The sequence below is a fragment of the Kluyvera huaxiensis genome, from assembly GCF_040149365.1.
In the GTDB taxonomy this organism is placed as follows: domain Bacteria; phylum Pseudomonadota; class Gammaproteobacteria; order Enterobacterales; family Enterobacteriaceae; genus Kluyvera; species Kluyvera intermedia_A.
On sequence record NZ_JBEFLV010000005.1, the window covers coordinates 147,080 to 172,268 of the forward strand.

The 25,189-nt window shown below is 53.5% G+C and carries 20 protein-coding genes; 10 read left to right on the top strand and 10 right to left on the bottom strand.

Annotated features, from left to right (window positions below):
- Positions 1 to 3 precede the first annotated feature (3 nt).
- The 5 genes from bcsZ to ABOC97_RS07500 all read left to right on the top strand — a co-directional run bounded on the left by bcsZ (position 4) and on the right by ABOC97_RS07500 (position 9,873).
- A complete protein-coding gene (gene bcsZ, locus ABOC97_RS07480; protein ID WP_349595841.1) occupies positions 4 to 1,101 on the top strand; it encodes a cellulose synthase complex periplasmic endoglucanase BcsZ in 1,098 nt (365 codons plus the stop codon).
- Positions 1,083 to 4,379, top strand: coding sequence for a cellulose synthase complex outer membrane protein BcsC (gene bcsC, locus ABOC97_RS07485; protein ID WP_349595844.1), 3,297 nt, complete (start codon positions 1,083 to 1,085; stop codon positions 4,377 to 4,379). Before bcsZ ends, bcsC begins: the two co-directional genes overlap by 19 nt.
- A gap of 271 nt (positions 4,380 to 4,650) precedes the next feature.
- Entirely contained in the window at positions 4,651 to 6,657 is a 2,007-nt protein-coding gene (gene hmsP, locus ABOC97_RS07490; RefSeq protein ID WP_349595847.1) for a biofilm formation regulator HmsP, read from the top strand.
- A 154-nt stretch (positions 6,658 to 6,811) separates the two neighbouring features.
- Positions 6,812 to 8,098 carry a dicarboxylate/amino acid:cation symporter gene (locus ABOC97_RS07495; protein WP_234501868.1) on the top strand — a complete coding sequence of 429 codons (1,287 nt, stop codon included), beginning with the start codon at positions 6,812 to 6,814 and terminating at the stop codon, positions 8,096 to 8,098.
- A 284-nt stretch (positions 8,099 to 8,382) separates the two neighbouring features.
- Positions 8,383 to 9,873 carry a M16 family metallopeptidase gene (locus ABOC97_RS07500; protein WP_349595850.1) on the top strand — a complete coding sequence of 497 codons (1,491 nt, stop codon included), beginning with the start codon at positions 8,383 to 8,385 and terminating at the stop codon, positions 9,871 to 9,873.
- A gap of 248 nt (positions 9,874 to 10,121) precedes the next feature.
- Here ABOC97_RS07500 and kdgK read toward each other — a convergent pair whose 3' ends face one another.
- On the bottom strand, positions 10,122 to 11,051 hold the full coding sequence (kdgK, locus tag ABOC97_RS07505; protein ID WP_349595853.1) for a 2-dehydro-3-deoxygluconokinase: 930 nt from the start codon (positions 11,049 to 11,051) through the stop codon (positions 10,122 to 10,124).
- A gap of 228 nt (positions 11,052 to 11,279) precedes the next feature.
- Here kdgK and pdeH point away from each other — a divergent pair, with 228 nt between their 5' ends.
- Positions 11,280 to 12,053: a cyclic-guanylate-specific phosphodiesterase gene (gene pdeH / locus ABOC97_RS07510; RefSeq protein WP_349595856.1), complete on the top strand. Its 774-nt coding sequence runs from the start codon at positions 11,280 to 11,282 to the stop codon at positions 12,051 to 12,053.
- A gap of 36 nt (positions 12,054 to 12,089) precedes the next feature.
- Here pdeH and ABOC97_RS07515 read toward each other — a convergent pair whose 3' ends face one another.
- From ABOC97_RS07515 to ABOC97_RS07525, 3 genes are all read right to left on the bottom strand, one after another.
- Positions 12,090 to 13,406, bottom strand: a complete 1,317-nt coding sequence (locus ABOC97_RS07515) for an MFS transporter (protein ID WP_349595859.1) — start codon at positions 13,404 to 13,406, stop codon at positions 12,090 to 12,092.
- Between the two features lie 274 nt (positions 13,407 to 13,680).
- Positions 13,681 to 14,679 carry an inner membrane protein YhjD gene (yhjD, locus tag ABOC97_RS07520; protein WP_349595862.1) on the bottom strand — a complete coding sequence of 333 codons (999 nt, stop codon included), beginning with the start codon at positions 14,677 to 14,679 and terminating at the stop codon, positions 13,681 to 13,683.
- Positions 14,680 to 14,797: 118 nt separating this feature from the next.
- Positions 14,798 to 15,697, bottom strand: a complete 900-nt coding sequence (locus ABOC97_RS07525; RefSeq protein WP_349595865.1) for a LysR family transcriptional regulator — start codon at positions 15,695 to 15,697, stop codon at positions 14,798 to 14,800.
- A 118-nt stretch (positions 15,698 to 15,815) separates the two neighbouring features.
- On the opposite strand from ABOC97_RS07525, the gene ABOC97_RS07530 reads away from it, so the two are divergent.
- Both ABOC97_RS07530 and ABOC97_RS07535 read left to right on the top strand, forming a co-directional pair.
- Positions 15,816 to 16,574, top strand: a complete 759-nt coding sequence (locus tag ABOC97_RS07530) for an SDR family NAD(P)-dependent oxidoreductase (RefSeq protein ID WP_234501862.1) — start codon at positions 15,816 to 15,818, stop codon at positions 16,572 to 16,574.
- A 351-nt stretch (positions 16,575 to 16,925) separates the two neighbouring features.
- Complete coding sequence (locus ABOC97_RS07535) at positions 16,926 to 17,552, top strand: helix-turn-helix transcriptional regulator (RefSeq protein WP_349595868.1); 627 nt, start codon at positions 16,926 to 16,928, stop codon at positions 17,550 to 17,552.
- On the opposite strand, the gene ABOC97_RS07540 is transcribed toward ABOC97_RS07535, so the two are convergent.
- Positions 17,529 to 17,972: a lysozyme gene (locus tag ABOC97_RS07540; protein WP_349595871.1), complete on the bottom strand. Its 444-nt coding sequence runs from the start codon at positions 17,970 to 17,972 to the stop codon at positions 17,529 to 17,531. The two genes, ABOC97_RS07535 and ABOC97_RS07540, sit on opposite strands and share 24 nt — an antisense overlap.
- 53 nt (positions 17,973 to 18,025) lie before the next feature.
- Positions 18,026 to 18,571, bottom strand: a complete 546-nt coding sequence (locus tag ABOC97_RS07545; protein WP_349595874.1) for a GNAT family N-acetyltransferase — start codon at positions 18,569 to 18,571, stop codon at positions 18,026 to 18,028.
- 136 nt (positions 18,572 to 18,707) lie between these two features.
- Here ABOC97_RS07545 and ABOC97_RS07550 point away from each other — a divergent pair, with 136 nt between their 5' ends.
- Positions 18,708 to 20,300, top strand: coding sequence for an STY4199 family HEPN domain-containing protein (locus ABOC97_RS07550; RefSeq protein WP_349595877.1), 1,593 nt, complete (start codon positions 18,708 to 18,710; stop codon positions 20,298 to 20,300).
- 72 nt (positions 20,301 to 20,372) lie between these two features.
- On the opposite strand, the gene ABOC97_RS07555 is transcribed toward ABOC97_RS07550, so the two are convergent.
- The 4 genes from ABOC97_RS07555 to ABOC97_RS07570 form a co-directional block, all read right to left on the bottom strand.
- The gene (locus ABOC97_RS07555) at positions 20,373 to 21,260 is read right to left on the bottom strand and encodes a bestrophin family protein (protein ID WP_349595880.1); all 888 of its coding nucleotides are present in this window, start codon (positions 21,258 to 21,260) and stop codon (positions 20,373 to 20,375) included.
- A gap of 2 nt (positions 21,261 to 21,262) precedes the next feature.
- The gene (locus ABOC97_RS07560) at positions 21,263 to 21,682 is read right to left on the bottom strand and encodes a hypothetical protein (protein ID WP_349595883.1); all 420 of its coding nucleotides are present in this window, start codon (positions 21,680 to 21,682) and stop codon (positions 21,263 to 21,265) included.
- A gap of 426 nt (positions 21,683 to 22,108) precedes the next feature.
- Complete coding sequence (locus ABOC97_RS07565; protein ID WP_349595886.1) at positions 22,109 to 23,200, bottom strand: YncE family protein; 1,092 nt, start codon at positions 23,198 to 23,200, stop codon at positions 22,109 to 22,111.
- Positions 23,201 to 23,329: 129 nt separating this feature from the next.
- The gene (locus tag ABOC97_RS07570) at positions 23,330 to 24,268 is read right to left on the bottom strand and encodes a LysR family transcriptional regulator (protein WP_349595889.1); all 939 of its coding nucleotides are present in this window, start codon (positions 24,266 to 24,268) and stop codon (positions 23,330 to 23,332) included.
- 116 nt (positions 24,269 to 24,384) lie between these two features.
- On the opposite strand from ABOC97_RS07570, the gene ABOC97_RS07575 reads away from it, so the two are divergent.
- A complete protein-coding gene (locus tag ABOC97_RS07575) occupies positions 24,385 to 25,125 on the top strand; it encodes a MipA/OmpV family protein (RefSeq protein WP_349595892.1) in 741 nt (246 codons plus the stop codon).
- The last annotated feature ends 64 nt before the right edge of the window (positions 25,126 to 25,189 follow it).

Genomic DNA, 25,189 nt, shown 5'->3' on the forward strand with positions numbered 1-25,189 from the left:
GCGATGAGGATGTTACGCTGGATCGTGTTGTTAAGCGCCCTGTGCGGACAAGCCCAGGCAGCCTGTAACTGGCCTGCCTGGGAACAGTTCAAAAAAGAGTACGTCAGCACAGAAGGGCGCGTGATTGATACCAGCGACGCCCGCAAAATCACCACCTCAGAGGGGCAAAGCTACGCGCTGTTCTTTGCCCTGGCGGCGAACGATCGTGAGATGTTCGCGACCTTGCTGAATTGGACGCAGAACAACCTCGCCGAAGGCTCCCTGCGCGAGCACCTCCCCGCCTGGCTGTGGGGGAAAAAGGGTGACAACGAATGGACGGTGCTGGATACCAATTCAGCATCCGACTCTGATGTCTGGATCGCCTGGACGCTGCTGGAAGCCGGTCGGCTGTGGAAAAACGACGATTACACCGCCACCGGGAAAGCGCTGTTGGCGAAAATTGCCGAAGGCGAAGTGGTGAAAGTACCGGGATTAGGACTCATGCTGCTGCCCGGACGAGTAGGCTTTGCTGAGGAGAAACACTGGCGCTTTAACCCAAGCTATTTCCCTCCACAGGTGGCCCAGTATTTCAGTCGTTTCGGTGCGCCGTGGACGACCCTGCGTGACACTAACCTGAAGCTGCTGCTGGAGACTGCGCCGAAAGGCTTTTCCCCGGATTGGGTGGGCTATGATAAAACCCACGGTTGGCAGGTAAAGGCCGCGGATGTCATCGGTAGCTATGATGCGATTCGTGTCTATCTGTGGATTGGCATGATGCATGACGCAGACCCGCAAAAAGCACCTCTGCTTAAACGCTTTAACGCGATGGCGGCGCAGACCGTCAAGCAGGGGCTTCCCCCGGAAAAAGTGGCGATTGCCACCGGCAAAGTAACCGGTAATGGCCCGGTTGGTTTTTCAGCTTCTTTACTCCCATTCTTACAAAACCGTGACGCCCAGGCCGCTCAGCGGCAGCGCGTTGCTGATAATTTTCCCGGCGCGGATGCGTATTACAATTATGTTCTGACCCTCTTTGGGCAGGGCTGGGATCAACACCGTTTTCGCTTCAACGCCCGCGGCGAATTACTACCTGACTGGGGCCAGGAATGCGCAAGTTCACACTAAGTTTAATCACACTCTCTCTGGGCCTGACGCTGGTTCAGCCAGGCTATGCGGATACCTCGGTCGAAGAGCATTTGCTCAGCCAGGTGCGTTTGGGAGAGGCCAGCAAACGGGATGATTTGGTGCAGCAATCGCTGTACAGGCTGGAGTTGATTGATCCCAACAACCCGCAGGTGCTGGCAGCGCGTCTGCGTTACCTGCTGCGTCAAAACGATACGGCCGGAGCGCAAAAGCAGTTAGAGAAACTGGCTCAGGTGGCTCCAGGCTCGACGGAATACAAAACGTCGCGGGTTGAAATGGGCCTGAACGGTAGCGCTGGGCGTCAGGCGCTCCAGCAGGCGCGCCTCCAGGCGACCACCGGACACGTTCCGGAAGCGGTGGCGAACTACGAGAAAGCCTTTGATGGCCCGCCGCCGGATGGCGATCTGGCCGTAGAATATTGGTCGACGGTGGCGCGTATATCAGGGCGTGAAGCAGAGGCTATGGGCCATCTTCAGGCGCTGAACAAACAGAATCCAGGCAACGTCAGCCTACAAGCGGCGCTGGCGAATATGCTGTTGTCTAACGATCAACGTGCTGCAGCATATGGTGTCCTCGAACAGATGGCGAAATCGTCCAGCGGGCGCGGAACGGCGGGTGATATCTGGCTTAACGATATCAAAAAACAGCCCGTCAGCCCTGGCAGCGAGAAAGCATTACAGCAATTCCTGCAGGTCATCGACAGCGGCGACGATGCCAATGACGCGCGTACGCTATTGGCCGAGCAGCAAAAACAGCTCGCCGATCCGGTATTCCGCCAGAAGGCGGCCGCGGCCGAAGCTGAGGCCAATAAACCGCAAACCTGGCAGATATACTGGCCGTTGCTGCGTAAAGCCGATGCGGCGCTCAAGGCCGGAAATGTTGCGCAGGCTGAAAATCTCTACCAGCAAGCACACAAACTCGACGCTACCGACAGCTACGCAGTACAGGGGCTGGGTGATGTCGCACTGGCGCGTAAAGATAGCGCCAGCGCCGAGCGTTACTACCAGCAGGCACTGCGTCTTGATCGTACCAACAGCGGTGCGGTGCGCGGCCTGGCCAATATCTACCGTGAACAATCGCCTGAGAAAGCCACCGACTTTATCAACACCCTCTCTGCCAGCCAACGGCGCAGCATTGATGATATTGAGCGTAGCCTGACGAATGACCGGTTATCGCAGCAGGCTGAAACGCTGGAAAAACAAGGGCGTTGGGCTGAGGCGGCTGAAGTACAGCGTCGTCGCTTAGCCATGTCGCCGGATGATGTATGGACGACCTACCGACTGGCTAGCGACCTGGTGAGCGCCGGGAAGAAAAGCGAAGCCGATAATCTGATGCTCAATCTGGCGCGCAAAAAACCGACTGATACCGATCAGGTGTACGCCTATTCGCTGTATATGTCCGGTAATGGACAGGATCAGGCGGCGCTAACGCATCTGGCCGCGCTGCCGACGTCACAGTGGACGGATAACATCCGCGAACTGGATACGCGCCTGCGCAACGACCAGATTATTGCTCAGGCTAACCGCCTGCGTGATGGCGGCCAGGAAGCTCAGGCAATTGCGCTGTTAAAACAGCAGCCGGAATCGGCGCGGATTCACTCGACGCTGGCCGACTGGGCGCAGCAGCGTGGCGATACCGCGACCGCGTTAGCCGAATACAACGCCGTGCTGAAAAAAGATCCGCATGACGAAGATGCTCATCTGGGCCTGGCCGAAGTGTACGCTGCAGACGGCAATAAACTGGCTGCTCGCCAGCAGCTTGCTGAACTGTCCGCCGAGGGCGAACGCTCGCTGAATACCCAGCGGCGTATTGCGCTGGTGAACGCGCAGCTTGGCGATACCGAGACGGCGCAGAAGATAATGACTGCGCTGATACCGCAGGCTAAATCCCAGCCGCCATCGATGGAAAGTGCGATGGTACTGCGCGATGCGGCGAGCTATCAGGCGCAGAGTGGGGATCCGAAACAGGCGCTGGAAACCTACAAAGATGCGATGGTGGCGGCGCAGGTGACGCCAACGCGTCCTCAGGATAACGACAGCTTCACTCGCCTGACTCGCAACGACGAAAAAGACGACTGGCTCAAGCGCGGTGTGCGTAGCGATGCCGCCGATCTCTATCGTCAGCAAGATCTTAACGTCACGTTGCAGCATGAATTTTGGGGCTCCAGCGGTACGGGCGGTTACTCGGATCTGAAAGCACACACCACCATGTTCCAGGTGGATGCGCCGCTCTCTGATGGCCGCATGTTCTTCCGCTCAGATTTGATCAATATGGACGCCGGCAGCTTCTCTGCCGACAAAAATAATGCCTATAAAGAGCAGTGGGGCACCTGTGATTTAGCCACCTGCTACGGCTCGAAAAACCAATCCGGTAATGGCGCCAGCGTCGCTATCGGCTGGAAGAACGACACCTGGGACGCCGATATCGGTACTACCCCGATGGGCTTCAACGTGGTTGATGTGGTGGGTGGGCTGAGCTACAGCAGCGATGTTGGCCCTCTGGGTTATACCGTGAATGCGCACCGTCGTCCGATCTCCAGCTCGCTGTTAGCGTTTGGCGGGCAAAAAGATAACAGCAGCGGCGCGCATCCTGGCACCACCTGGGGCGGCGTGCGTGCTGACGGCGGCGGTCTGAGCCTGAGTTATGACAAAGGCGAAGCCAACGGCGTATGGGCGTCCCTTAGCGGCGATCAGCTTACCGGCAAAAACGTGGCTGATAACTGGCGCGTACGCTGGATGACCGGCTACTACTACAAGGTCATCAACGAGAATAACCGCCGGGTAACGGTGGGGCTAAACAATATGATTTGGCACTACCAGAAAGACCTGAGCGGTTATACGTTGGGTCAGGGTGGCTACTACAGCCCTCAGGAGTATGTGTCATTTGCGGTGCCGGTTAACTGGCGTCAGCGCACTGAGAACTGGTCGTGGGAGCTGGGCGGCTCCGTGTCGTGGTCGCATTCGCGCACCCGCACCGAACAGAGCTATCCGCTGATGAGCCTCATCCCATCACAATGGAAGGCGGATGCCAGCGATGACACTAATAGCGGCAGCAGCAGTCAGGGCTTCGGCTATACGGCGCGGGCTATTGTGGAGCGCCGCGTGACGTCCAACTGGTTTGTCGGCGCCGGTGTCGATATTCAGCAGGCCAAAGACTACACCCCAAGCCATGCGCTGTTGTACGTGCGCTACTCTGCCGCAGGCTGGCAGGGCGATCTCGATATACCGCCGCAGCCGCTGATCCCGTACGCGGATTGGTAATTCCATCTATCCTGATTTAAACCCTCATCGTTCGCGTGGCGGGAAGGCAACAAGGAAACGCTCTCAGGCGCTTACTTAAGGTAAGTGACTGAGGGCGTAAACCTGGCCCACGCGCTGCTAAAGCGAACTATGACGGGTTATAGGTATTCGTCTTATATGACCTGGCACCATGCCGGGCTATAATCGTTGCGCCGGAGTCTATTTTGACTTTGCCGCCAGCCTCGTTATTCTCATTGCCTGTGCAACACGTTCGTATCAGTGGAGAGCTCTTTTGCGCGTCAGCCGTTCACTTACAATAAAACAAATGGCTATGGTTGCTGTTGTTACCATGTTGTTTTTATTTGTTTTTTGCTTCATTTTACTGTTCCACTTCGTACAGCAGGATCGCTATAACACCGCTACGCAACTCGAAAGTATTGCGCGCTCTGTGCGCCAGCCGCTGTCGGCTGCCATTCTGAAAGCCGACATTCCAGAGGCCGAGTCCATTCTCGGACGTATTCAACCTGCGGGCATTGTCAGCCGCGCGGACGTGGTGCTGCCAAACCAGTTTCAGGCGCTGCGCATGAGCTTTATCCCGGAACGGCCGGTTCCGGTGAACATCACCCGTATTTTTGAGCTGCCGGTACAAATTTCGCTGCCGCTCTATTCGCTGGAACGCCCGGCAAACCCGCAGCCACTGGCCTATCTGGTGCTGCAGGCTGATTCTTATCGCATGTATAAGTTCGTGATGAGCGCGTTAGCAACGATAGTGACCGCTTACTTCCTTTTAGTGCTGATCCTCACCGTGGCGTTGACCTGGTGCATCAACCGGTTGATTGTCAGGCCGCTGCGCAAGATTGCCTATGAAATCCACGATCTGCCAGGGGCTGACCGCATAGGGCATCAGCTGACGCTGCCGCGCCTGCATCATGATGATGAAATTGGTACGCTGGTGCGCAGCTATAACCGCAATCAACAGGCGTTATTGCGTCAGTACGACGAACTTAGCAGCCAATCGACCCGTTTCCCGATTTCTGACCTCCCTAACAAAGCATTTATGCTTGGGCTGCTGGAGCAGAGCCTGGAGCGTCAAACGCCGGTGTCTTTACTGACTATTGCCTGTGAAACTCTGCAGGATACGGCCGGTGTACTGAAAGAAGAGCAGCGCGAGATGTTGCTGCTGACGCTGGCGGAGAAAGTGAAGCAGGTGATTTCGCCGCGCATGGTGCTGGCGCAGATTAGCGGCTATGACTTTGCCATTCTGGCCTACGGTATCAAAGAGCCGTGGCATGCCATTACTTTAGGTCAGCAAGTGCTCACTATTATTAATGAGCGGCTGCCGCTGCAAGGTATTCAGCTACGCCCAAGCGCCAGCATTGGGATTGCTATGTACAGCGATGGGCTGACGGCGGAGCAGTTCTACCGGCGCTCGCTCTCTGCGGCCTTTACCGCACGACGGAAAGGCAAAAATCAGATTGAGTTCTTCGATCCTGAGCAGATGGTGAAGGCACAAAAACGCCTGACCGAGGAGAGTGACATTCTGATGGCGCTGGATACCCAGCAGTTTTCTATCTGGCTCCAGCCGCAGGTTGAGACGAAGACCGGTAAAGTTTGCAGCGCCGAAGTGCTGCTACGACAGCGTCAGCCGGACGGCAACTGGGTATTACCCAACGATCTTATCGACAACATTGAATCCTGTGGCCTGATGGTGACCGTGGGTCATTGGGTGCTGGAGGAGTCCTGTCGCCAGCTAGCGGTATGGCAGTCGCGTGGCATTATGCTGCCGCTGTCGGTGAACATTTCCGCGCTACAGCTCCTGCATCACGATATGGTTTCAGACATGTTGGCGCTGCTTAACCGCTACCGTATTGCGCCGGGGACGCTGGTGCTGGAAGTGACGGAAAGCCGCCGCATTGATGATCCAAAAGCCGCGGTGGCCATTCTGCGCCCGTTACGCAACGCCGGGGTGCGCATTGCGCTGGATGATTTTGGTATGGGCTATGCCGGACTGCGTCAGCTGCAACATATGAAATCGGTGCCGGTCGACATCCTGAAAATCGACAAAATCTTTATCGACACCCTGCCGGAAGATGCCAGTATGGTGGCGGCGATCATTCAGCTTGGGCGAAGTTTGAACCTGAAGATGGTTGCTGAAGGTGTTGAAAATAAACAACAATATGATTGGCTGAAGGCGGAAGAGGTCGATGTTCTACAAGGCTTCCTGTTTGCGCGCGCGGTCCCAGCAGAGGTTTTTGAGCAGGATTATTTAGGCGAGGAGAAATCACTGCTACCGGGATAAAATGGATAGCGATTGTGCGTGTCAGCTCAAGGTTTTAACAATTAAGTATCAAATTCACGTACAAATATTTCGATTATGTTTCTTGGATGTTATTTTGTGCCCACAGGTGAAAATAATCCCTACTTTTCCTGTGGCTATAGCTTAAGGACATCCTATGAAAACCTCTTTCTTTAAAAGCCTCTATTTCCAGGTGCTGTCGGCGATAGTGATCGGTGTGCTCATCGGTCACTATTACCCGGAACTGGGCGCGCAGATGAAACCGCTTGGCGATGCCTTCGTCAAACTAATTAAAATGATTATCGCCCCGGTTATCTTTTGTACCGTTGTCACCGGGATTGCTGGCATGGAAAGTATGAAAGCGGTAGGCCGCACCGGTGCCGTCGCATTACTGTACTTTGAAGTGGTCAGTACCATTGCTCTGTTGATTGGTCTGGTGGTGGTTAACGTACTTCAGCCGGGTGCCGGCATGAACGTTGACCCGGCGACGCTGGATGCGAAAGCGGTCGCTATCTACGCTGAACAGGCAAAAGATCAGGGGATTGTCGCCTTCCTGATGGATGTCATCCCGTCGAGCGTGATCGGCGCGTTTGCCAGCGGTAACATTCTGCAGGTGCTGCTGTTTGCGGTGATGTTCGGCTTTGCGCTGCATCGTCTGGGCAACAAAGGCCAGCTGATTTTCAACGTCATCGAAAGCTTCTCGCAGGTGATTTTCGGCATCATCAATATGATCATGCGCCTGGCGCCGATTGGTGCATTCGGGGCGATGGCCTTCACCATTGGCAAATACGGCGTGGGCTCGCTGGTACAGCTGGGGCAGCTGATTATCTGCTTCTACATCACCTGTATTCTGTTTGTGGTGGTGGTGCTGGGATCTATCGCTCGTATGACCGGTTTCAGCATTTTCAAATTCATTCGCTATATCAAAGAAGAGCTGCTTATCGTGCTGGGGACATCGTCCTCCGAGTCTGCGCTGCCGCGTATGCTCGATAAGATGGAGAAGCTGGGCTGCCGTAAATCTGTGGTGGGTCTGGTTATCCCGACCGGCTACTCGTTTAACCTCGATGGTACGTCTATCTATCTGACGATGGCGGCGGTGTTCATCGCTCAGGCGACCAACAGCCACATGGATATCTTCCATCAGATAACCCTGCTGGTAGTGTTGCTGCTTTCCTCTAAAGGGGCGGCTGGCGTTACCGGCAGCGGATTTATCGTGCTGGCGGCAACCATCTCGGCGGTTGGCCATTTACCGGTCGCTGGGCTGGCGCTGATTCTGGGTATCGACCGCTTTATGTCGGAAGCTCGCGCACTGACCAACCTGATTGGTAACGGTGTAGCGACCATCGTAGTGGCGAAGCGTGTGAAACAATTAGATGCAAAACAGTTAGATGACGTGCTCAATAACCGTCCGAACGTAACAAAATCGCACGAATTATCCTCTTAATCCCATCACTTAAGCCCGTACTCCCTTGCTGGAGTGCGGGCTCCTGCGCATAATTAGGCGGCGTTATTCGTTGGCCGTGATAGCCTATGGCTATCGCACGTTTTATTTTACTTAGCCATGTGACGTTTTTACGATTGCGTGGTCTTACTGACGTATTTACTTCAAGATTTTAGGCAATCGCTTGAGTCGGTTGTCTTTTATACCCGGAATAGCGCGCAGGCGACTTACGTATCTGCGGACTTAACTATGAAGGGAATCACCAGGAATGTTCATCAGGGGTTCACATGCAGGGCACAACAATTCGACTTTTAGCCGGTGGTTTGCTGATGATGGCAGCGGCCAGCTCTGTGCAGGCAGAAACGCTCCAGCCGGACCCGGCCTGGCAACAAGGCACGCTGCCGAACGGCTTCCAGTGGCAGGTGCTTGCCACGCCGCAGCGCCCGAGTGACCGTGTAGAAATCCGGCTCTCGATTGATATTGGCTCGCTGAACGAAAGCGCTCAGCAGACCGGCTACAGCCACCTTATTCCGCGCATCGCGTTGACGCAAAGCGGCAGCATGCCAGCTGCGCAGGTGCGTTCGATGTGGCAGCAGAGCATCGACCCAAAACGACCGCTGCCGCCAGCGATCGTCTCTTACGATTTCACTCGCTTTAATCTGAGCATGCCGAATAATCGCAGCGACCTGCAAAAAGAGGCGCTGACCTGGCTTGCTAACTCGTTGGGTAAACCGGACATTACGCCGGACACCATCAGCTACGCGCTGAGCGTGCAGGATATGGTGGCGACGTGGCCACAGGATACCAAAGAGGGCTGGTGGCGCTATCGCCTGAAAGGCTCAACCATGCTGGGACACGATCCCGCCGAGCCGCTGAAGCTGCCGGTTGATGCGAAACAGCTGGCCGAGTTTTATCACAAATGGTACACCCCGGACGCGATGACGCTCATCGTGGTGGGGAATGTAGATAGCCGCGCGACGATCGAACAGATCGGCAAGATCTTTGGCGAACTGAAAGGCAAGCGCGAAACGCCCGCCGCGGTACCAACGCTGTCTCCGTTGCGCCCGGAAGCGGTGAGCATCATGACCAACGCGGTACAGCAGGATCGCTTATCCATCATGTGGGACGGCGCATGGCAGCCTATCCGCGAGTCGGCAACTTTGCTGCGTTACTGGCGTGCCGATCTGGCCCGTGAGGCGCTGTTCTGGCATGTTCAGCAGAAGCTGAGCCGTACCAACATGAAAGATGTCGGCCTGGGCTTTGACTGTCGCGTGCTCTACCTGCGCGCACAGTGCGGGATTAATCTGGACTCACCGGGCGACAAGCTCGAAGGCAATCTGGGACTGGTGGCGCGTGAGCTGGCCGCCGTGCGTGATAAAGGCCTGCCGGCAGACGAGTTTAATGCGCTGGTTGCGCAGAAAAAGCTTGAGCTGCAAAAGCTGTTTGCGACCTACGCCCGCATGGACACCGATGTGCTGATGAATCAGCGGATTCGCTCGCTGCAAAATCAGGTGGTGGACATCGCGCCTGAGCAGTATCAGAAGCTACGCCAGAGTTTCCTTGAAACGCTGTCGCTGGATATGCTCAACCAGGATCTGCGTCAACAGCTGTCGCAGGATATGGCGCTGATTTTGCAACAGCCGACCGGCGAGCCTGAGTTCAATATGAAGGATTTGCAGGATACCTGGAACAAAATCATGCTGACCTCGAAGCCGGAAGCGGCTGCGGTGGTGGATGATAGCCACCAGGATGTCACCGATATCCCGCCTGCGCAGTAAGCGCAGCAGCTGACCCCTCACCCTAACCCTCTCCCCACAGGGGAGAGGGGACCGATCGAGCCGGCGGGGAGTTTGGCTTTCTTCTCCTCACCCTAACCCTCTCCCTACAGGGAGAGGGGACAGATCGAGCGGAGGGTTTTGCCTTTCCCCCTCGCCCCTTTGGGGAGAGGGCCGGGGTGAGGGGAAACCCTCGCTCCAGACGAAAAAAAACCTCTCCCAGCTGGAAGAGGTTTTTTTAAATCCAGTTATTACGCTGGCATCGCGTCGCGCGGAATAATCGCCCCGCGATGCTGAATCACGGTGCTCGCCGTCTGATGACCGTGTTTTGCTGCTGCCTGCGCATCGCCACCGGTAAGACGGACGGAAAGATAGCCAGCGCTGAAGGAATCGCCCGCCGCGGTAGTATCCACCACTTTCTCTTTTGGCAGCTTAACCGCAGGTACATCGACCAGCGCTTCGCCGACAACGGAAACCAGGCAAGAGTCTGCGCCGCGCTTCACTACCACTTCGTTAACACCCGCTGCGTGCGTACGCGCGATAACCTCTTCAACTGGCTTCTCGCCCCACAGCGCATCTTCGTCGTCCAGGGTCAGGAAAGCGATGTCGGTGCATTCCAGCATCTGCTGGTACACCTGCTGAGTCTCTTCTTTGCTTGCCCACAGGCGCGGACGGTAGTTGTTATCGAAGATAACTTTCCCGCCGTTGGCGCGGCATTGGCTCAGCAGCGCCAGCAGTTTTTCACGGCTCGCCGGGCTTAAGATAGCCAGGCTGATGCCACTCAGATAGAGGTAGTCAAAGCTCGCCAGCTGTTCGCAGATAGCGGCAGACTGCTCGCTCTCCAGCCAGAATTTAGCCGCCGCTTCGTTGCGCCAGTAGTAGAACGTACGCTCGCCGGTATCATCGGTTTCGATGTAGTACAGGCCCGGCATACGGTCGCTCATGCGCTGAATCAGGTCAGTGTTGACGTTTTCCGCCTGCCAGGCATCCATCATCTGCTGGCTGAAGGTATCGGTGCCTAACGCCGTGACGTAATTGACGCTGAGCTCAGCCGGGGAGACCTGACGCGCGATGTAGACGGACGTGTTTAAGGTATCGCCGCCAAAACCGCGGTTAACTTGTGCGCCCTTCTCGGACAGTTCAATCATGCATTCGCCAATCACGGCAATTTTTTTAGACATAGTCATCAACCTGAATCGGTAAATTTTTCGTAGTGTGCGCTGTGGCTAATCGGTGGTCAACTATATTAAAACATCGTTCCATTATTTTTTTTGAGCTAGCGCGTGTTACGGCATATTTGTCATCTTTGCAGAAAAATAAAATGGCTCGGTCTGGACATAAAGTTATCAAATACCCCGCCGATAACCTTATGACCAGACCCTCTGACCCTCTATTCACAGGAAGCTTAAATGACGTTAAAGCAGGTGAGCCAGCGGGCGAGAGTTCCAGATACGGAGCTGGATAGCCTACAGCAGCTGCGTTATTGGCAAGAGTGTGAGCGCGTCTATACATATCAGCCTATCTACACCACCCAGGGTCGCCTGATGGCGATAGAGGTGTTAACGGTAGTGACCCATCCCTCTGACCCCCAAAAGCGTATCGCCCCGGATCGTTACTTCGCCGCAGTCTCTATTGGTCAGCGAATTCATGTCATCAAAGAACAGGTGGCAATGCTGGCAAAAAAGAAACATTTCTTTGTGCAGAATAAGGTGCTGGCCTCGGTCAACGTGGATGCGCCGACGCTGCTGGAAATGCGGCAGGACCGGATCCTGAAAACGATGATTGAAACGCTGCCGTGGCTGCGTTTTGAGCTGGTTGAGCATATGGCGCTGCCACAGGATTCGACGGTGGCTTCGTTGTGTGAATTCGGCCCGCTGTGGCTGGATGATTTTGGTACCGGTATGGCCAACTTCTCGGCGCTCAATGAAGTGCGTTATGACTACATCAAAGTGGCCCGCGATCTGTTCATCATGCTGCGTAAAACCCCGGAAGGCCGCAAGCTGTTTATCCTGCTGTTGCAGTTGATGAATCGCTATTGTGAAGGGGTAATTGTTGAAGGCGTAGAAACGCTGGAAGAGTGGCGTGAGGTACAGCAGTCACCGGCTCATGCGGCGCAGGGGTATTTTCTTTCCCGACCGGTACCGATGTCGACCTTAGATAATTTGATGATTCACCTGGCGTAGCGCTGGCCTACGCTATCGTAGGCCAGCAATAACAATTTACAGCGACTCGTGACGCGTTTCGTGCGTCAGCAGCAACGCAACCAAAGTCAGCGCCGCCATGGCCGCCAGGTAAACGCCCACGTAGAACAAACCGTAGTTGCTCTGCAGCCAGGCCGCGATATAAGGCGCGACGGATGCACCCAGAATCGATGCCACGTTGTAAGAGAACGATGCCCCGGTATAGCGGACTTCCGTTGGGAATAGCTCCGGCAGCAGCGCCCCCATTGGACCAAACGTCAGCCCCATCAGGCTTAAACCTACCAACAGATACAGCATAATCAGCGACGTGTCCCCTGAACCCAGCAGCGGCTGGAAGAAGAACAGCGCGAAAACGATAATCAGACTGGTGATAACGATCATGCTCGGGCGACGGCCGAAACGGTCGGCCAGCAGGCCTGCGATAGGCACCATCACGCCGAACCCGATAACCGCCAGCATCAGCATCCACAGCACTTCGTTACGCGGCAAGCCCAGACCATTCGGGGCGGCGGCGGTGCTGTAGGTCATCGAGTAGACGGTCATGATATAGAACAGTGTATAGGTCGCCAGCATGATAAAGGTGCCAAGCACCGTCACGCGGACATGTTTGCTGAGCAGCGTGCCCATTGGCACTTTAACCTGTTTCTTCGCGGCGGCAATTTTGGCAAATACCGGCGTCTCATGCAGAGAGACGCGTACGTACAGGCCAATCAGCACCAGGACGGCAGAGAAGATAAATGGAATACGCCAGCCCCAGCTCATGAACTGCTGGTCGGTTAGCAGCCATGAGAGCAGCAGGAATGTGCCGTTAGCGAAGAAGAAGCCAATCGGCGCGCCCAGCTGCGGGAAAGAACCGTACAGCGCGCGTTTGCGCGGTGGGGCGTTCTCGGTGGCCAGCAGCGCCGCACCACCCCATTCACCACCTAAGCCCAGGCCCTGACCAAAACGCGCCAGCGCCAGCAGCATCGGTGCCACGATACCAATCGAGTCGTAGGTTGGCAGCAGACCAATCAGTACGGTTGAGATCCCCATGGTCAGCAGCGAAGCTACCAGGGTGACCTTACGCCCAACGCGGTCACCAAAGTGGCCGAAGAGCGCAGAACCGATAGGGCGTGCGACGAAGGCAATAGCAAATGTTGCCAGCGATTGCAGCGTTGCCGCCGTTGGATCGCCCTGTGGGAAGAAAATATGCGGGAACACGATGACCGCGGCGGTGGCGTAAATATAGAAGTCGAAGAACTCAATGGCGGTGCCGATGAGTGAGGCCACGACGACTTTATTACGTGAGTTAACCGGAGCGGAAGCCTGTTCGTTATCGAGTGTTGTGCTTGTCATAGTCTTTTCTAATATTTATAGCGAACGAAAGGCCATATTAGACATAGCAAAAGAGACATTTCAATGTGTAACGGGAATGTAAAAACAGGCAAAAAGGGTGAAAAAGTGGATAATTTTTATACCAGTAGATTATTAAACATGAAATGCTTCACATTTTTTGTCAATTAGATGATAAAGCTGGTTTCTGGTTAAATAAAAGTTACGGGCTGGATTTATATGCTGAAACGATGAGTTGGGCCGAAATTTTTCATTATCTCCCGGCCCAGCACCACGCTTAACGGTGGGTTTTACCCGGCATTCTAGGGTCGTCTTTGTACTCGGCGGTAGCAATCCACGCCGCGCAGAACAGGGTCAGGCGGGCAAAGAAGTAGAAGAATGCCATCAGCCCAAGGACCGAGCCAAATGCCGCACCGGACGGGGATTTCACCAGCGTCGGCAGCGTCCAGGTCATGATGATTTTAATCACCTCAAAGCCGATTGCTGCGATAAACGTACCGCGAATCAGCGCCTTCTTGCGTGGGCGGTGGCGCGGCAGACGCCAGAAAATCCAGAAGAACAGCAAGTAGTTAGCAAAGATAGAGATCGCCAGGCCAATCAGCCGCCAGGCGGGTTTGAGCCATTCGATGCTATCGAGGTACAGCGCGGAGATGATCAGCTGCTGCGCGGAGCCGGCCACCGAGGTAATCGACAGAGTGATGATAAGCGCAATGAGCAGGCCAATCAGCGACACGAAATCACGCAGGTATTTCACCCACAGTGCTTCCTGATCCTGCGGCGTGCGCTCCCAGACGTCACGCGACTGCGCGCGAATGGCCTCGCGCAGGTTACCCATCCAGTTAATCCCGGAGTAGAGCGCAATCCCCAGACCAACCAGACCGACGGTAGTACGCTGCTGTACGGCGGTGTTGATAGTACTTTTGAGCGTGGCGGCAAGCGTTGGGTCGCTGACGTTGACGAGGATCTTATTAAAGATGTCCTGCAATAGCGTCGGGTGTGAGGCAAGCACAAACCCGGCGGCAGCGAACGACACCATCATGATGGGGATCATCGATAGGAACGAAAAATAGGTGATTGCAGCGCCAAACTGGTTCCCCATCCGGTCATTGAAGCGCTCGGCGGCGCGGATCAGGTGGGCGATAACCGGGAGGCGTTGGATCTTCTGCGCCGTGCTGGTGACGGTGTCCAGCGCTTTGCTGGCTTTTTGCTGCGTTCTGGAGATAGAGCTGAGTTCTGATTCCTGCAGCGGACGTTTCTCGTCATTTTCCGACGTCATCAGGGATATTTTCCTTTTTATAGCTTTTACTTAAGTATAGATCGTTCCCCGGAGTCGGCGCTGGCGCGTCTCATCCGGGCTACATTTCAGCAAGCCAGGCCTGGCTGCGATGCTGAATTCAATCAACGTAATCCTGCAACACCTCGGTTAACCACTCCATGAACAGGTGAACCCGGCGCGAGAGATTGCGGCGATGGGGATAAATTAAGGACACCGGCATCGGCTCTGCCCGATACTGTGGCAGGATCTCCACCAGTTTGCCGCTGTGCAGCGCTTCCCGGACGCCGACGCGTGGAGCCTGAATAATACCAAGCCCCGCCAGACAGGCGGCGTGATAGGTTTCGGTGCTGTTCACCGTCAAAATCCCCCCGGCCTTCACCCACTGGGTGCCATTCTCTCTGGCTACTTCAAAGCCTGGCGGGCGTACGCCGATAGTGGTGGCGTAGTGTACCAGCGCATGGGTGCTAAGGTCGTCCAGCGACTCAGGGTAGCCGAAGCGCGATAGATAGGCAGGGCTGGCGCAGTTGATAATGGACAGTTTACCGAGAGGCCTGGCAATAAGGCCCGAATCTTTCAGCGTACCGACGCGCACTACGCAGTCAAACCCCTCGCGAATGACATCCACCAGACGGTCGCTGCTGCTGAGTTCCAGTTCGATCCCCGGGTAGTGCTGCAAAAATCCCGGCAACCGTGGGATCACCACGTGGCGGGCGACGGCGACCGGCATATCCACCCGCAGTCGTCCGCTGACGCTGCTGGGGTCACTCTGGAACATGCTGTCCAGTTCATCCAGATTGCTCAATAGGTCTTTGGCTCGTTCGTAATACACCATTCCATCTTGCGTCAACAAAACCCGGCGCGTCGTACGGTGCAGCAGGCGACAGCCGAGGTGGTTCTCCAGCGCCTGGATTTGCCGCGATACGCTACCTTTAGGAAGGCCCAGCGTGTCAGCCGCACGGGTAAAACTCTCCAGCTCGGCGACGCGGATGAACAGTTGCATTGCGTGAATTTTATCCATCGAAACGACCTATTGTTGTTGTAGATGAGACAGTGAAGCGCAACTGGCGGTATTTATTGTTCTTTTATCACCTAATAAGCTTGTTCTCAACGTACACACCATCTGAAATGAGGTTTCTATGACCCAACGTATTGCATTAGTGACCGGCGGCAGCCGTGGTTTAGGCAAAAATGCAGTGTTGAAGCTGGCTGCTGCTGGAACGGATATTATTTTTACCTACAACAGCCAGCGCGATGCGGCATTGCAGGTTGTCGCTGAAATTGAGCAGGCAGGGGCGAAAGCCGTGGCATTGCAGTTGAACGTTAGCGATGTGGCGAGCTTTGGTGAGTTCGCCCAGCAGGTGAAAACCCAGCTCCATCAGGTGTGGGGTCGCGAGTCATTTGACTATTTAGTGAACAATGCCGGGGTTGGCCTCTACGCATCCTTTGCCGAAACCTCGGAAGCCCTGTTTGATGAGCTGATGAACATCCATTTTAAGGGGCCGTTCTTCCTCACCCAGCAACTGTTGCCGCTGATGGCTGACGGTGGCCGCATCCTCAATGTCTCGACCGGATTAGCGCGTTTTGCTCTGCCGGGTTATGCCGCCTATGCGTCGATGAAAGGGGCGATGGAAGTACTGACGCGCTATCAGGCCAAAGAGCTTGGTGCGCGCGGGATTTCGGTCAACAGTATTGCCCCTGGGGCAATTGAAACCGACTTTGGTGGCGGGCGTCTGCGTGATAACGAAGAGCTGAACCGCTACGTGGCTTCGCAAACCGCGCTGGGCCGCACTGGCTTACCGGATGATATCGGTGATGCCATTACCGCATTGCTGAGTGATAATTTGCGCTGGATGACCGCACAGCGTATTGAAGTGTCGGGCGGGATGTTCCTGTAACCCGCTTCATCTCGCCCAGCAAGGACTCAATGAACACATTGTGCCGGAATAAGTCCGATTTCGGGTTTATTCCGTTTATTCATTTCCCATGATGGCTGTAATGCCTTATATTCAGTTAATTAATATTATTAAATGCCCTTCTTTTTTAATCCTTTCCTCAATTTAATTGTAATGAGCCATGTGAATGCGTAATTGTAGCCGCAGGGTTGTAAGTATTCATAATTATGATGTTTGGATTATCCAGTATCTACGTAGAATGCCCCAGGCCAAACGGCGAGTTCTTATTTTAAACCGCGAGGGCTACTCTTCCGGTCATTAGAGAACAGTTTATTTTTCAATGGGGAATCCGTTATGCAGGTAGTCATGTTTGACAGGCAGTCAATATTTATTCATGGAATGAAAATCAGCTTACAGGAACATATTCCGGGAATTGATATTTCTGCAGTTGGTCAGGCCGATGACCTGTGGCGGCAGCTTTTGCGCCATCCGGATGCACTACTGATCCTTGATGGTGAAATGGATCATGGCTTTTGCCAGTGGCTATTACAGGAAAAGTTTCAACAGTTTCCGGACTCGAAGAGCATCGTGGTAGTCAACGAGTACAATCGCGCGTGGCTGCACGATATGATGGCGTTTAACGTACAGGCGGTTATCTCTCGTGATGCCAGTATTGAAGTCTTTGTACAGACTATCAAAAGCGTGTTGCGTGGCTTGATGTGTCTACCGGGTGACTGGCGGATGGAGTACGAACAGGAAAAACGCGGTCTGGATAATCTGAGTCAGCGTCAGCGAGAAATATTGGTGCTGCTGGCTAACGGTGAATCGAATAAAGAGATTAGCCGGGCGTTAAATATTAGCGCTGGTACCGTCAAGGCACACCTGGAATCTTTATATCGCCGTCTGGATGTAAAGAACCGCACTCAGGCTGCCATGGCGCTCAATAATCGGGACACGTCAGCGTATATCTGTCTGGAATAAGGCCGACTCAGCCTGGCGCTGTATGGCCAGGCTGCTTTGCCGCTCACCTTCACCTTGCCATAAAGCCAGCGCGCGCTGAAACTTCCGCTGATTAATACAATCCACAATAGGCGATTTCTGCACTGCTTCCGGTCCCAGGCTAAAAGCCAGCGATAATACGGCGTCAAATTGACTCTGTGTTAACGGCGAACGTACGCACTGATGTAAAACGCGCAGGTAATAGTCAACATCCAGCATGAATAATGTATCCGCCAGCCAATGCGTTATCGGTGCATCAAAAGTCTCGTAGTCGCGGATCAAATGACCATAACCAATCAGCCACAGTCCGTCTTCATCGCAGTACTTTTCCAGTGAAAGCCCCTGATAACGTTTAATAAAATCCAGTCCCTGCGGGCTGGGCATAGTGGGAGCAAGCGGCATCTTTTATCCTCAATAAACGGGAGGAAGAGTGTAAAAGAAAGCCCTGCGCGTGCCTATTGGCCGGATGTCGGTGACTTATCATACTCATGGCTAAGTAATCCAAAAAGCCAGTCGTTATACCACTTCCCGGCAAGCGGGTAGCTTTCACGTAGCTCGCCTTCCAGCCTGAAACCGACCTTTTCAAGCGTTTTTCGGGATGCCGTATTGCCTACCGTGACCGTCGCGGTCAGACGGCGGATGCCGCCTTCGTTAAAGGCATAATCACAGACAGCGCGCAGAGATTCAGTGCCATAGCCCTTACCCTGGGATTCGGGGGCAAATAAGAATCCCACCTCGGCGCAATCAGCTTCCCGGTGAATATATCCGGTGACGCCTACCGCGACATTTTGCGCATCGCGTACGACCAGGCAAAGCCAGTGCGATGCGCCGGGTGACCATGGACGCAGGCGTGAGTCAAACGTCTCGCGTATTTCGTCTTCACTTCGGTTATCCGCAACGTAGCGCATCACCTGCGGGTGTTGCTGCAGCATAAGAAAAAAAGGCCAGTCGGCTGGTGTAATGAGCGTACAGCTTAAACGTTCCGTGGTGAGCGCGATCATAAATTCACCTTCTGAAGGAGGAGTCAGGACTGTTAATTTGCCTGATTTGCTCTATGGTGTAACGACAAAAATAACAAAATAACAACATGTTAATCCTAAGGCTAAATTGCCTTGTTGTTGATTAAGGAAATTGAAGATGCCGACCCCATCGCATCAGATTGGCCTGCAATTTGAACATTGCCTGAACGTCATCCGTCAGGCGTCAATTGAGATCCTCACCTTACTTAAAATGCGCGTCACGGAAGGCAAAGATCCACGCTGGTTTCTCGAACAGCTCGATCAGGCTCGTCTGAATTTGGGCGGATGGGGAGTGGTCGCGCAGCGCCTGAAGATTAACGACAGTCAATTAAGTGAATTCATGCTCCAGCTGCGCCATCTGCAGCAGGGAATTGCCTCTTACGAACATGGGGTGTTGGCGACGGAGAATCAGCTGATAGCCGCAGAGCGCTTCGTGGTGACGCTGGAGCAGATAAAACGACAGCAGCCTCTGCTGAAGTTTACTACCGGCTATGCTAGTGATGCCGATCAGCTTCAGGAACAAGCGGAGCGGCAGATTCGGACCATCCAGCTCATGCTATGTGGGCTGGTTGAGCAGGTATGGCCGGATACGCCGCATCTTCACCATCATCTCAAATCACAATTTGGCGCGCAGGAAGTGACCCGTTGGCACTCACGTAGCCCGTCTGGTGAGATCCTTGACGGTATGTCTTTCAGTGAACTGGCGCTGCTGGTGGTAGATAAGAAGACCTTTTCTCGCCATTACTCGTCACTGTTTAACCACGGAACATCGCTGACGTTTCTGGTTGAGCAACGTGTGACGCTACATGCCTTCCTTGATGATATTCGCCGGATGCGCAATAAGCTGTTGGCTCATCACCCTCTGACTGAAATTGAATGCCTGCTGCTAGACCATTACACGCAGCAAATTACCGCACCGGTTCAGCGAGCGTATGAGCAGGGGCGTACGCGGGTTAACCCCGCGAGTCTGATGGCGGCCGACGGCAGTGAAGTTCAGCATTACTGGCACCGGGCCGCCGAGTATGCGCAGGCGTGGGGAGCGGATGCGCTGCCCATTGCCGACAGCATTGAGCGCGTGCATCATGAAACGCGTGAGCACTCGGATGCGCATGAGCGGCTGATTACCGCTATTTTGTGGGGCGCGGTGGGCGTTCTGGTGCTGGGAATAGCGCTCGGCGGGATTAGCATTCTGACCTCTCCAGCCGAAACCTTGCAGCCGGTCGAACAGCATTATGCGACGCATATCATTGATGAGGCGGTGGGACCGATTCCCTCTGCGCGCGAAATTCTCGCCAGGCGTGGAATTCTCTGGGATAGCAGCGCGCTGCGTTCTGCTATCGATCGCAATGATATCGAGGTGGCCGAGCTTTTTTTACGTGGTGGGATGAACTGGCAGCTGGCGTGGACCGACCTGGCGATGTCATCCCAGCATGAGTCGGTGCTGAATCTGCTGCTGCGCTACCGTAGCCAGATGGATGAGGCCAAGCCCTGCCGACGTTTTATTAATACGCTGACCCATGAACTGTCGCGCGGCACGCGGCTTGACGCGGTGCGTAAATCCTATCTACAGACTTTTTGCACGATGCCAGCGGTTGTCGCTCGCCAGCGTCTGGCGGTGGAAAGTGCGCAAAAGCGCAGCAAAGCTACCGGGGATGCGCAAAGCAAGAAGTGGCTATCTATCCAAAAGTCGGTCTATGACGTCATTCGATAAGCGGGATGCGCTACGTAAAATTTGCTGAGTACACCCCCGTACCTCAACGCGTTTCACGTAGCGCAATAGGTATTAAAGCAGGCGATACTGCGCGTCTGGCTTCATTTTCATCGGCACAATGCTCTCTTTTAGCATCTCCCGCAGATCAATCTCGATGGCATTGCAGATGGCGCTTAACGGCAGATCGTTATCTTCCGTACCGAAGGGGTCTTCCAGCTCGGTGGCGATAGCATCCAACGCCAGCAAGGCATAGGTGGTGAAGATCGAAAACAGCAGCGTCAGAAACCCAAAATCGTGGATCAGCAGCAGTGGATAGACCGCGCAAAAAATACCGACGGTGCGGTGCAACAATAGCGAATAGGCGTAGGGGATTGGCGTATTGCTGATGCGTTCGCAGCCACCCTGAATCGCGCTTATCTGGTTCAGATAAGTATTGAAGTTACGATAAACAAATTCATTTGGACGATGCTGATACAGCCACTGACCGATGTTTTGCAGCAGAGCGTTACAGGGCGTTGTCAGGTGCTGATAATCCAGCGCCCTGCAAACTGGCACCGGCCCGTGGCGCAGTTTAGATTTGAGCGTCTCGCAGTAGGTCACCATTAAATCCAGCACCACCTTTTTCTCCTGCGGGCTGGTCTGGGTCGTATTTATGATTTCACGCATTAGCGAACGATTGACGATTAATAGGTCGCCCCACAGCTTGCGGGCTTCCCAATAGCGTAACCACGCCGTATTGTTGCGAAAACCCAGAAATACCGAGATCGAAATAGAGATACCGATGAAATAAAATGAACTCTCTTTGGCAATAATACCGTGGAGATGTAATAGCGGCAGCGTAAATAGATACACGATGTTAAGCATGATAAAGAAACATAGCTGCGGTGATATTTTTCTCATGATCGACCCGCGCCATGAGAACAGCTTTCTAAACCAGGTTTGCTCCGGCCTGACAATCATGTTTAGGCCTTATCCTGTGACAGCGCCAGAATCGTGTCGTAAACCACCTGGAGGCGTTGCAGATAGTGGGCAAAAACTCCGGCTTTATCGTGAACGGGAATCGTGTAGTCGAGATTGCCCTGCGCATCAATACTGGAAGACTGAAGTTCCAGGCCGCCAAATTCTTCTGACTCAACCTGAAAATCGATGCGCACTTCGCCAAAGGTCCGTGAACGGATGATATTGATATTCACCGTACCAAACAGGTTGACGCTCAAGCGGCCTTTTTCACTCGGCTGGATCTGATGGTTGTACAGACGCTCGGTAGCGGTAATCTGCGTTATCAACTCCATCGAGTACGTGTTCCAGTATTTATCCATTTTGTTTTTATGATTGAAGATCAGGATAGATTTTTCTTCCAGGGAAATAGCACTGTTCATCATCGGTTACTTATTGCAAAGGGGGGTTGAAAATATCTGATGCAAGGGTATTGGCGTGATATGGCGCGTTTGGCATTGCATCTACCGGAGGCGTAAATCTCCACGGCTACAAAATACCATGGTTTATATAGAGGCGGCGCAATTACTGCCTGTAAATAATAAGGTAGAGGCTGCCTGCCCATTGTTGGTTATTTTGATAATCAATCATGGGTAATTTTATTAATATATTTTATGAGCTTAGCAAGCTAATAAAAACAGGGCGTGAGAGTGTGAATATTCGTAGGATATTGCGGAGGTATTATTTTCGTCATCAAAGAATCATCCCTGGAAAATGGCTACGCTATCGCACCTGCGTCCATTTCCAGAGCCCGGTGCCGGAACTTTACCACAGGGGTATTTTTCCGACATCAGGCAATGACCTAATGCGAATTAATCCAGCTGAATACGCGCGATGCTATCCAGCCCTTTGGTCGAATAATCCTTGTTAAATTCGGTCTTAAGCGTGACGAACAGCGTTTTACCATCATCAGACAGCAGCAGGCTGTTAGGATGGCTGGTGAAGTCCCAGCTCTGCTTCACGGCATAGCTGGTGGCATCCAGACGCAGCACTTTCTTCGACTCGCGCTGGCTAATGAAAATCTCATTACGACTGGCGTCGAACTTAATGGCTAATGCGTCGCCATCGATGCGTTTAATGACCTTGCCGGTGTGCTGATCGAATACCAGCGTGGTTTTTGCTTTTGAATCGTCGGTGACAAACAGACGACCGGTTTTAGGATCTTCCGCCATGTTCAGCAGCAGGTATTCTTTGCCATCACCCGGCGTCCAACGCTGCTCAATCTTGTAGCTCTGCGGATTGATAACCAGCACTTCGCCAGCGCCGTTGGTAGCGTAGATGCGTTTGGTGAGCGGTGAGTAGATGATTCCCGTTACCCATTTTCCTGCGTTATCAATGCGTCCCTTCAGGGTCATCGTTTTAGCGTCAACGATGGAGATATAGCCGGGGTCCGCCACGCGGCCGATAAATAACAGACCATTGTGGAACAGCACTTCGCGTGCGCCGGCTGGATCACCGTCCTTACTTTTTTTGTTATCCAACACTAAACGTTGCAGCACTTTGCCGCTTTTCGCGTCGACCTTCGATACCGCGCCGTCCAGCGAGTTGGTGGTGTAGAACGTTTTGCCATCCTCATCGACGGCCATCCCGAAGTTTTTCAGGTCGGTATGGGTAGTGCCTTTGGTCGCGAGACTGGCCGGATCGAGGCGATAAATTACGCCGCCGTTCACCTCTTTGAAGCTCTGTGCGCTGGCAACGTACAGCGCATTTTCTGCTGACAGATAGGCCATTTCATACAGGCCATCGCCAAGCTCACGCTGGGCGACGGAGGATGCCGTCTTCAGCGCAGCGGCGCTTTCGGCAGGCTGTGCATTTTCGGCAGCGGCAGGCAGGGCGGTCAGGGTAAAGGCGGTAATGAACGCGGCGGAAAGTACCGTGTTACGCGGGCGGAATAACGATGCCATTCTAAACTCCATCATTGAATAAGCCATTCCCGAGTCAGGCAAAGCCGCAACGGGAGCTTTTAATAATGATGAGAATAATAATCATTTGTAAAAAATGAGCAAGCCCTATGGATCGCGAATACGATTCCGTTAGCGGGGCGGTGCTACCTGGCGGCGAATTTCCTCCAGAACTTCATCAAGGATGAACTGAACGCGCCACGGCTGGTATTCACGTTTGCGGTAGATAGCCACCAGATCGAGCCACCACTCGTACTGTTCGGCAAAACAGGGGGCGAGTATGCCGGCTTGAATGTCGGCCTGTACGCTGTTTTTAGGTGCAAAGACGATACCAAGGCCATTACGTGCCAGCTCAAGTGCCGATTGGGTGTTGTCGCAGATATAGTTACCGGTGACGCGGAAATCGCGAATCTCGTCGCTGCCCGCAAGGCTAAAGCGCCAGATGTTGGCGTCATCGATCATCATCGAATCCTGCAGAATACACGAGTGACGTTCCAGATCCTCCGGCGAGTCAATGGGGTGCTGCGCCAGATATTGCGTACTGGCGTAAGCGCTGACGGCATATTTGGTAATGAAACTGGCTACCAGCGATTCATTTTTAGGTTGGACGCAGGAAATCAGGATGTCGCAATCATCGGGAAAATCTGAGCCTTCGTAAAAGGATTTACGCTCAAGATTAAATGTTTTCAGATAGAGCGTGATATTACCAATGTCGTTAATAGTGTTGACGACATTGCGCGCTAAATAAGCATTAATCATCGTCGGAGAATAGATTGTAACCCGACCATTTTTTTCGTGCTTATAGTCATCAATGAAATTATTTAGCTGGTGTTCTTTTTCCAGTAAATCGTTCACGTAGGGAAGCAATGACTCGCCAAAACGCGTCAGTGAGAGTTTTCGCGAGCTGCGCTCAAAAATTTTCAAGCCAATTTTTGATTCAACATCAGCGAGATACTTACTCACATTGGCTTGCGCCATGCCGAGGATGGTCGCGGCATGGCTGATGTTTTCACTGGCCGCAATTACCGATATTATTTTTATTTCTTGCGGCTTAATCTGGAGTTTTTTCATTTTCTGACTCTATATATAAAACGATATAGTGCTATATAAATATTGAGATTGCGGTAATGTAAATACGGACATTATCATATTTGGCATTAGGATAATATTAGGTTGGAACAACAGGAATGTCAATTAAGCGTAATGCCACGCTGCTTCTGGCGCTGTCTTTTATCGGTAATGCCGCAGCAACGGAGTTATCTCTCGGTGCTGCAGTAATATATAATGAATCGGCTTATCGGGGATATAATAAAAATACACACGTGGTTCCTATCGGGAATTATGAAAGCGACTCATTTTATATTCGCCAGACCACGTTAGGTTATGCCTTATTTAAAGATAAACGCGATGAATTGAGCCTGACGGCTTCGTGGATGCCGCTGACGTTTGACCCGTCGGAAAACGATGACCGCGATATGAAGATGCTGGATAAGCGCGAGAGCACGGCGATGGCTGGCGCCGCGTGGTATCACCATGAGCAGTGGGGCAGTCTGAAGCTGTCAGCGGCGGCGGATATTCTGGATAACAGCAATGGCTGGGTAGGGGAGTTGACCTATTTCCGCGTGATGCCCGTTGGTAAATTGTCGATTACGCCTGCGCTGGGGGTCTATTACTACGACGCAAGTTTTAACCGTTACTACTACGGCGTCTCGGGCGCAGAGTCACAGCGTAGCGGTTTGTCTCATTGGTCGCCGGGAAGCAGCTGGATGCCGTACGCAGGATTAACGCTGAAATATCCGCTCACCCGAAACCTGGTGCTGCTGGCGAATGCGTCCTACAGCGTGTTGCCGGACGAGGTCAAAAACAGTCCGATGGTTGATAGAGACGATAGCTTTACTCTGTTAACCGGTTTGAGCTGGCGCTTCTGATAACCCTTACCGGCAGATAGCAGATATAAAAAAGCCAGACTCAGGTCTGGCTTTTTCGTCTCAC

Excerpts from the sequence above, each read along its gene's own strand:
- bcsZ (WP_349595841.1), top strand. The coding sequence starts at position 4 with ATGAGGATGTTACGCTGGATCGTGTTGTTAAGCGCCCTGTGCGGACAA.
- bcsC (WP_349595844.1), top strand. The coding sequence starts at position 1,083 with ATGCGCAAGTTCACACTAAGTTTAATCACACTCTCTCTGGGCCTGACG.
- ABOC97_RS07495 (WP_234501868.1), top strand. The coding sequence starts at position 6,812 with ATGAAAACCTCTTTCTTTAAAAGCCTCTATTTCCAGGTGCTGTCGGCG.
- ABOC97_RS07500 (WP_349595850.1), top strand. The coding sequence starts at position 8,383 with ATGCAGGGCACAACAATTCGACTTTTAGCCGGTGGTTTGCTGATGATG.
- kdgK (WP_349595853.1), bottom strand. The coding sequence starts at position 11,051 with ATGTCTAAAAAAATTGCCGTGATTGGCGAATGCATGATTGAACTGTCC.
- pdeH (WP_349595856.1), top strand. The coding sequence starts at position 11,280 with ATGACGTTAAAGCAGGTGAGCCAGCGGGCGAGAGTTCCAGATACGGAG.
- ABOC97_RS07515 (WP_349595859.1), bottom strand. The coding sequence starts at position 13,406 with ATGACAAGCACAACACTCGATAACGAACAGGCTTCCGCTCCGGTTAAC.
- yhjD (WP_349595862.1), bottom strand. The coding sequence starts at position 14,679 with ATGACGTCGGAAAATGACGAGAAACGTCCGCTGCAGGAATCAGAACTC.
- ABOC97_RS07525 (WP_349595865.1), bottom strand. The coding sequence starts at position 15,697 with ATGGATAAAATTCACGCAATGCAACTGTTCATCCGCGTCGCCGAGCTG.
- ABOC97_RS07530 (WP_234501862.1), top strand. The coding sequence starts at position 15,816 with ATGACCCAACGTATTGCATTAGTGACCGGCGGCAGCCGTGGTTTAGGC.
- ABOC97_RS07535 (WP_349595868.1), top strand. The coding sequence starts at position 16,926 with ATGCAGGTAGTCATGTTTGACAGGCAGTCAATATTTATTCATGGAATG.
- ABOC97_RS07540 (WP_349595871.1), bottom strand. The coding sequence starts at position 17,972 with ATGCCGCTTGCTCCCACTATGCCCAGCCCGCAGGGACTGGATTTTATT.
- ABOC97_RS07545 (WP_349595874.1), bottom strand. The coding sequence starts at position 18,571 with ATGATCGCGCTCACCACGGAACGTTTAAGCTGTACGCTCATTACACCA.
- ABOC97_RS07550 (WP_349595877.1), top strand. The coding sequence starts at position 18,708 with ATGCCGACCCCATCGCATCAGATTGGCCTGCAATTTGAACATTGCCTG.
- ABOC97_RS07555 (WP_349595880.1), bottom strand. The coding sequence starts at position 21,260 with ATGATTGTCAGGCCGGAGCAAACCTGGTTTAGAAAGCTGTTCTCATGG.
- ABOC97_RS07560 (WP_349595883.1), bottom strand. The coding sequence starts at position 21,682 with ATGATGAACAGTGCTATTTCCCTGGAAGAAAAATCTATCCTGATCTTC.
- ABOC97_RS07565 (WP_349595886.1), bottom strand. The coding sequence starts at position 23,200 with ATGGCATCGTTATTCCGCCCGCGTAACACGGTACTTTCCGCCGCGTTC.
- ABOC97_RS07570 (WP_349595889.1), bottom strand. The coding sequence starts at position 24,268 with ATGAAAAAACTCCAGATTAAGCCGCAAGAAATAAAAATAATATCGGTA.
- ABOC97_RS07575 (WP_349595892.1), top strand. The coding sequence starts at position 24,385 with ATGTCAATTAAGCGTAATGCCACGCTGCTTCTGGCGCTGTCTTTTATC.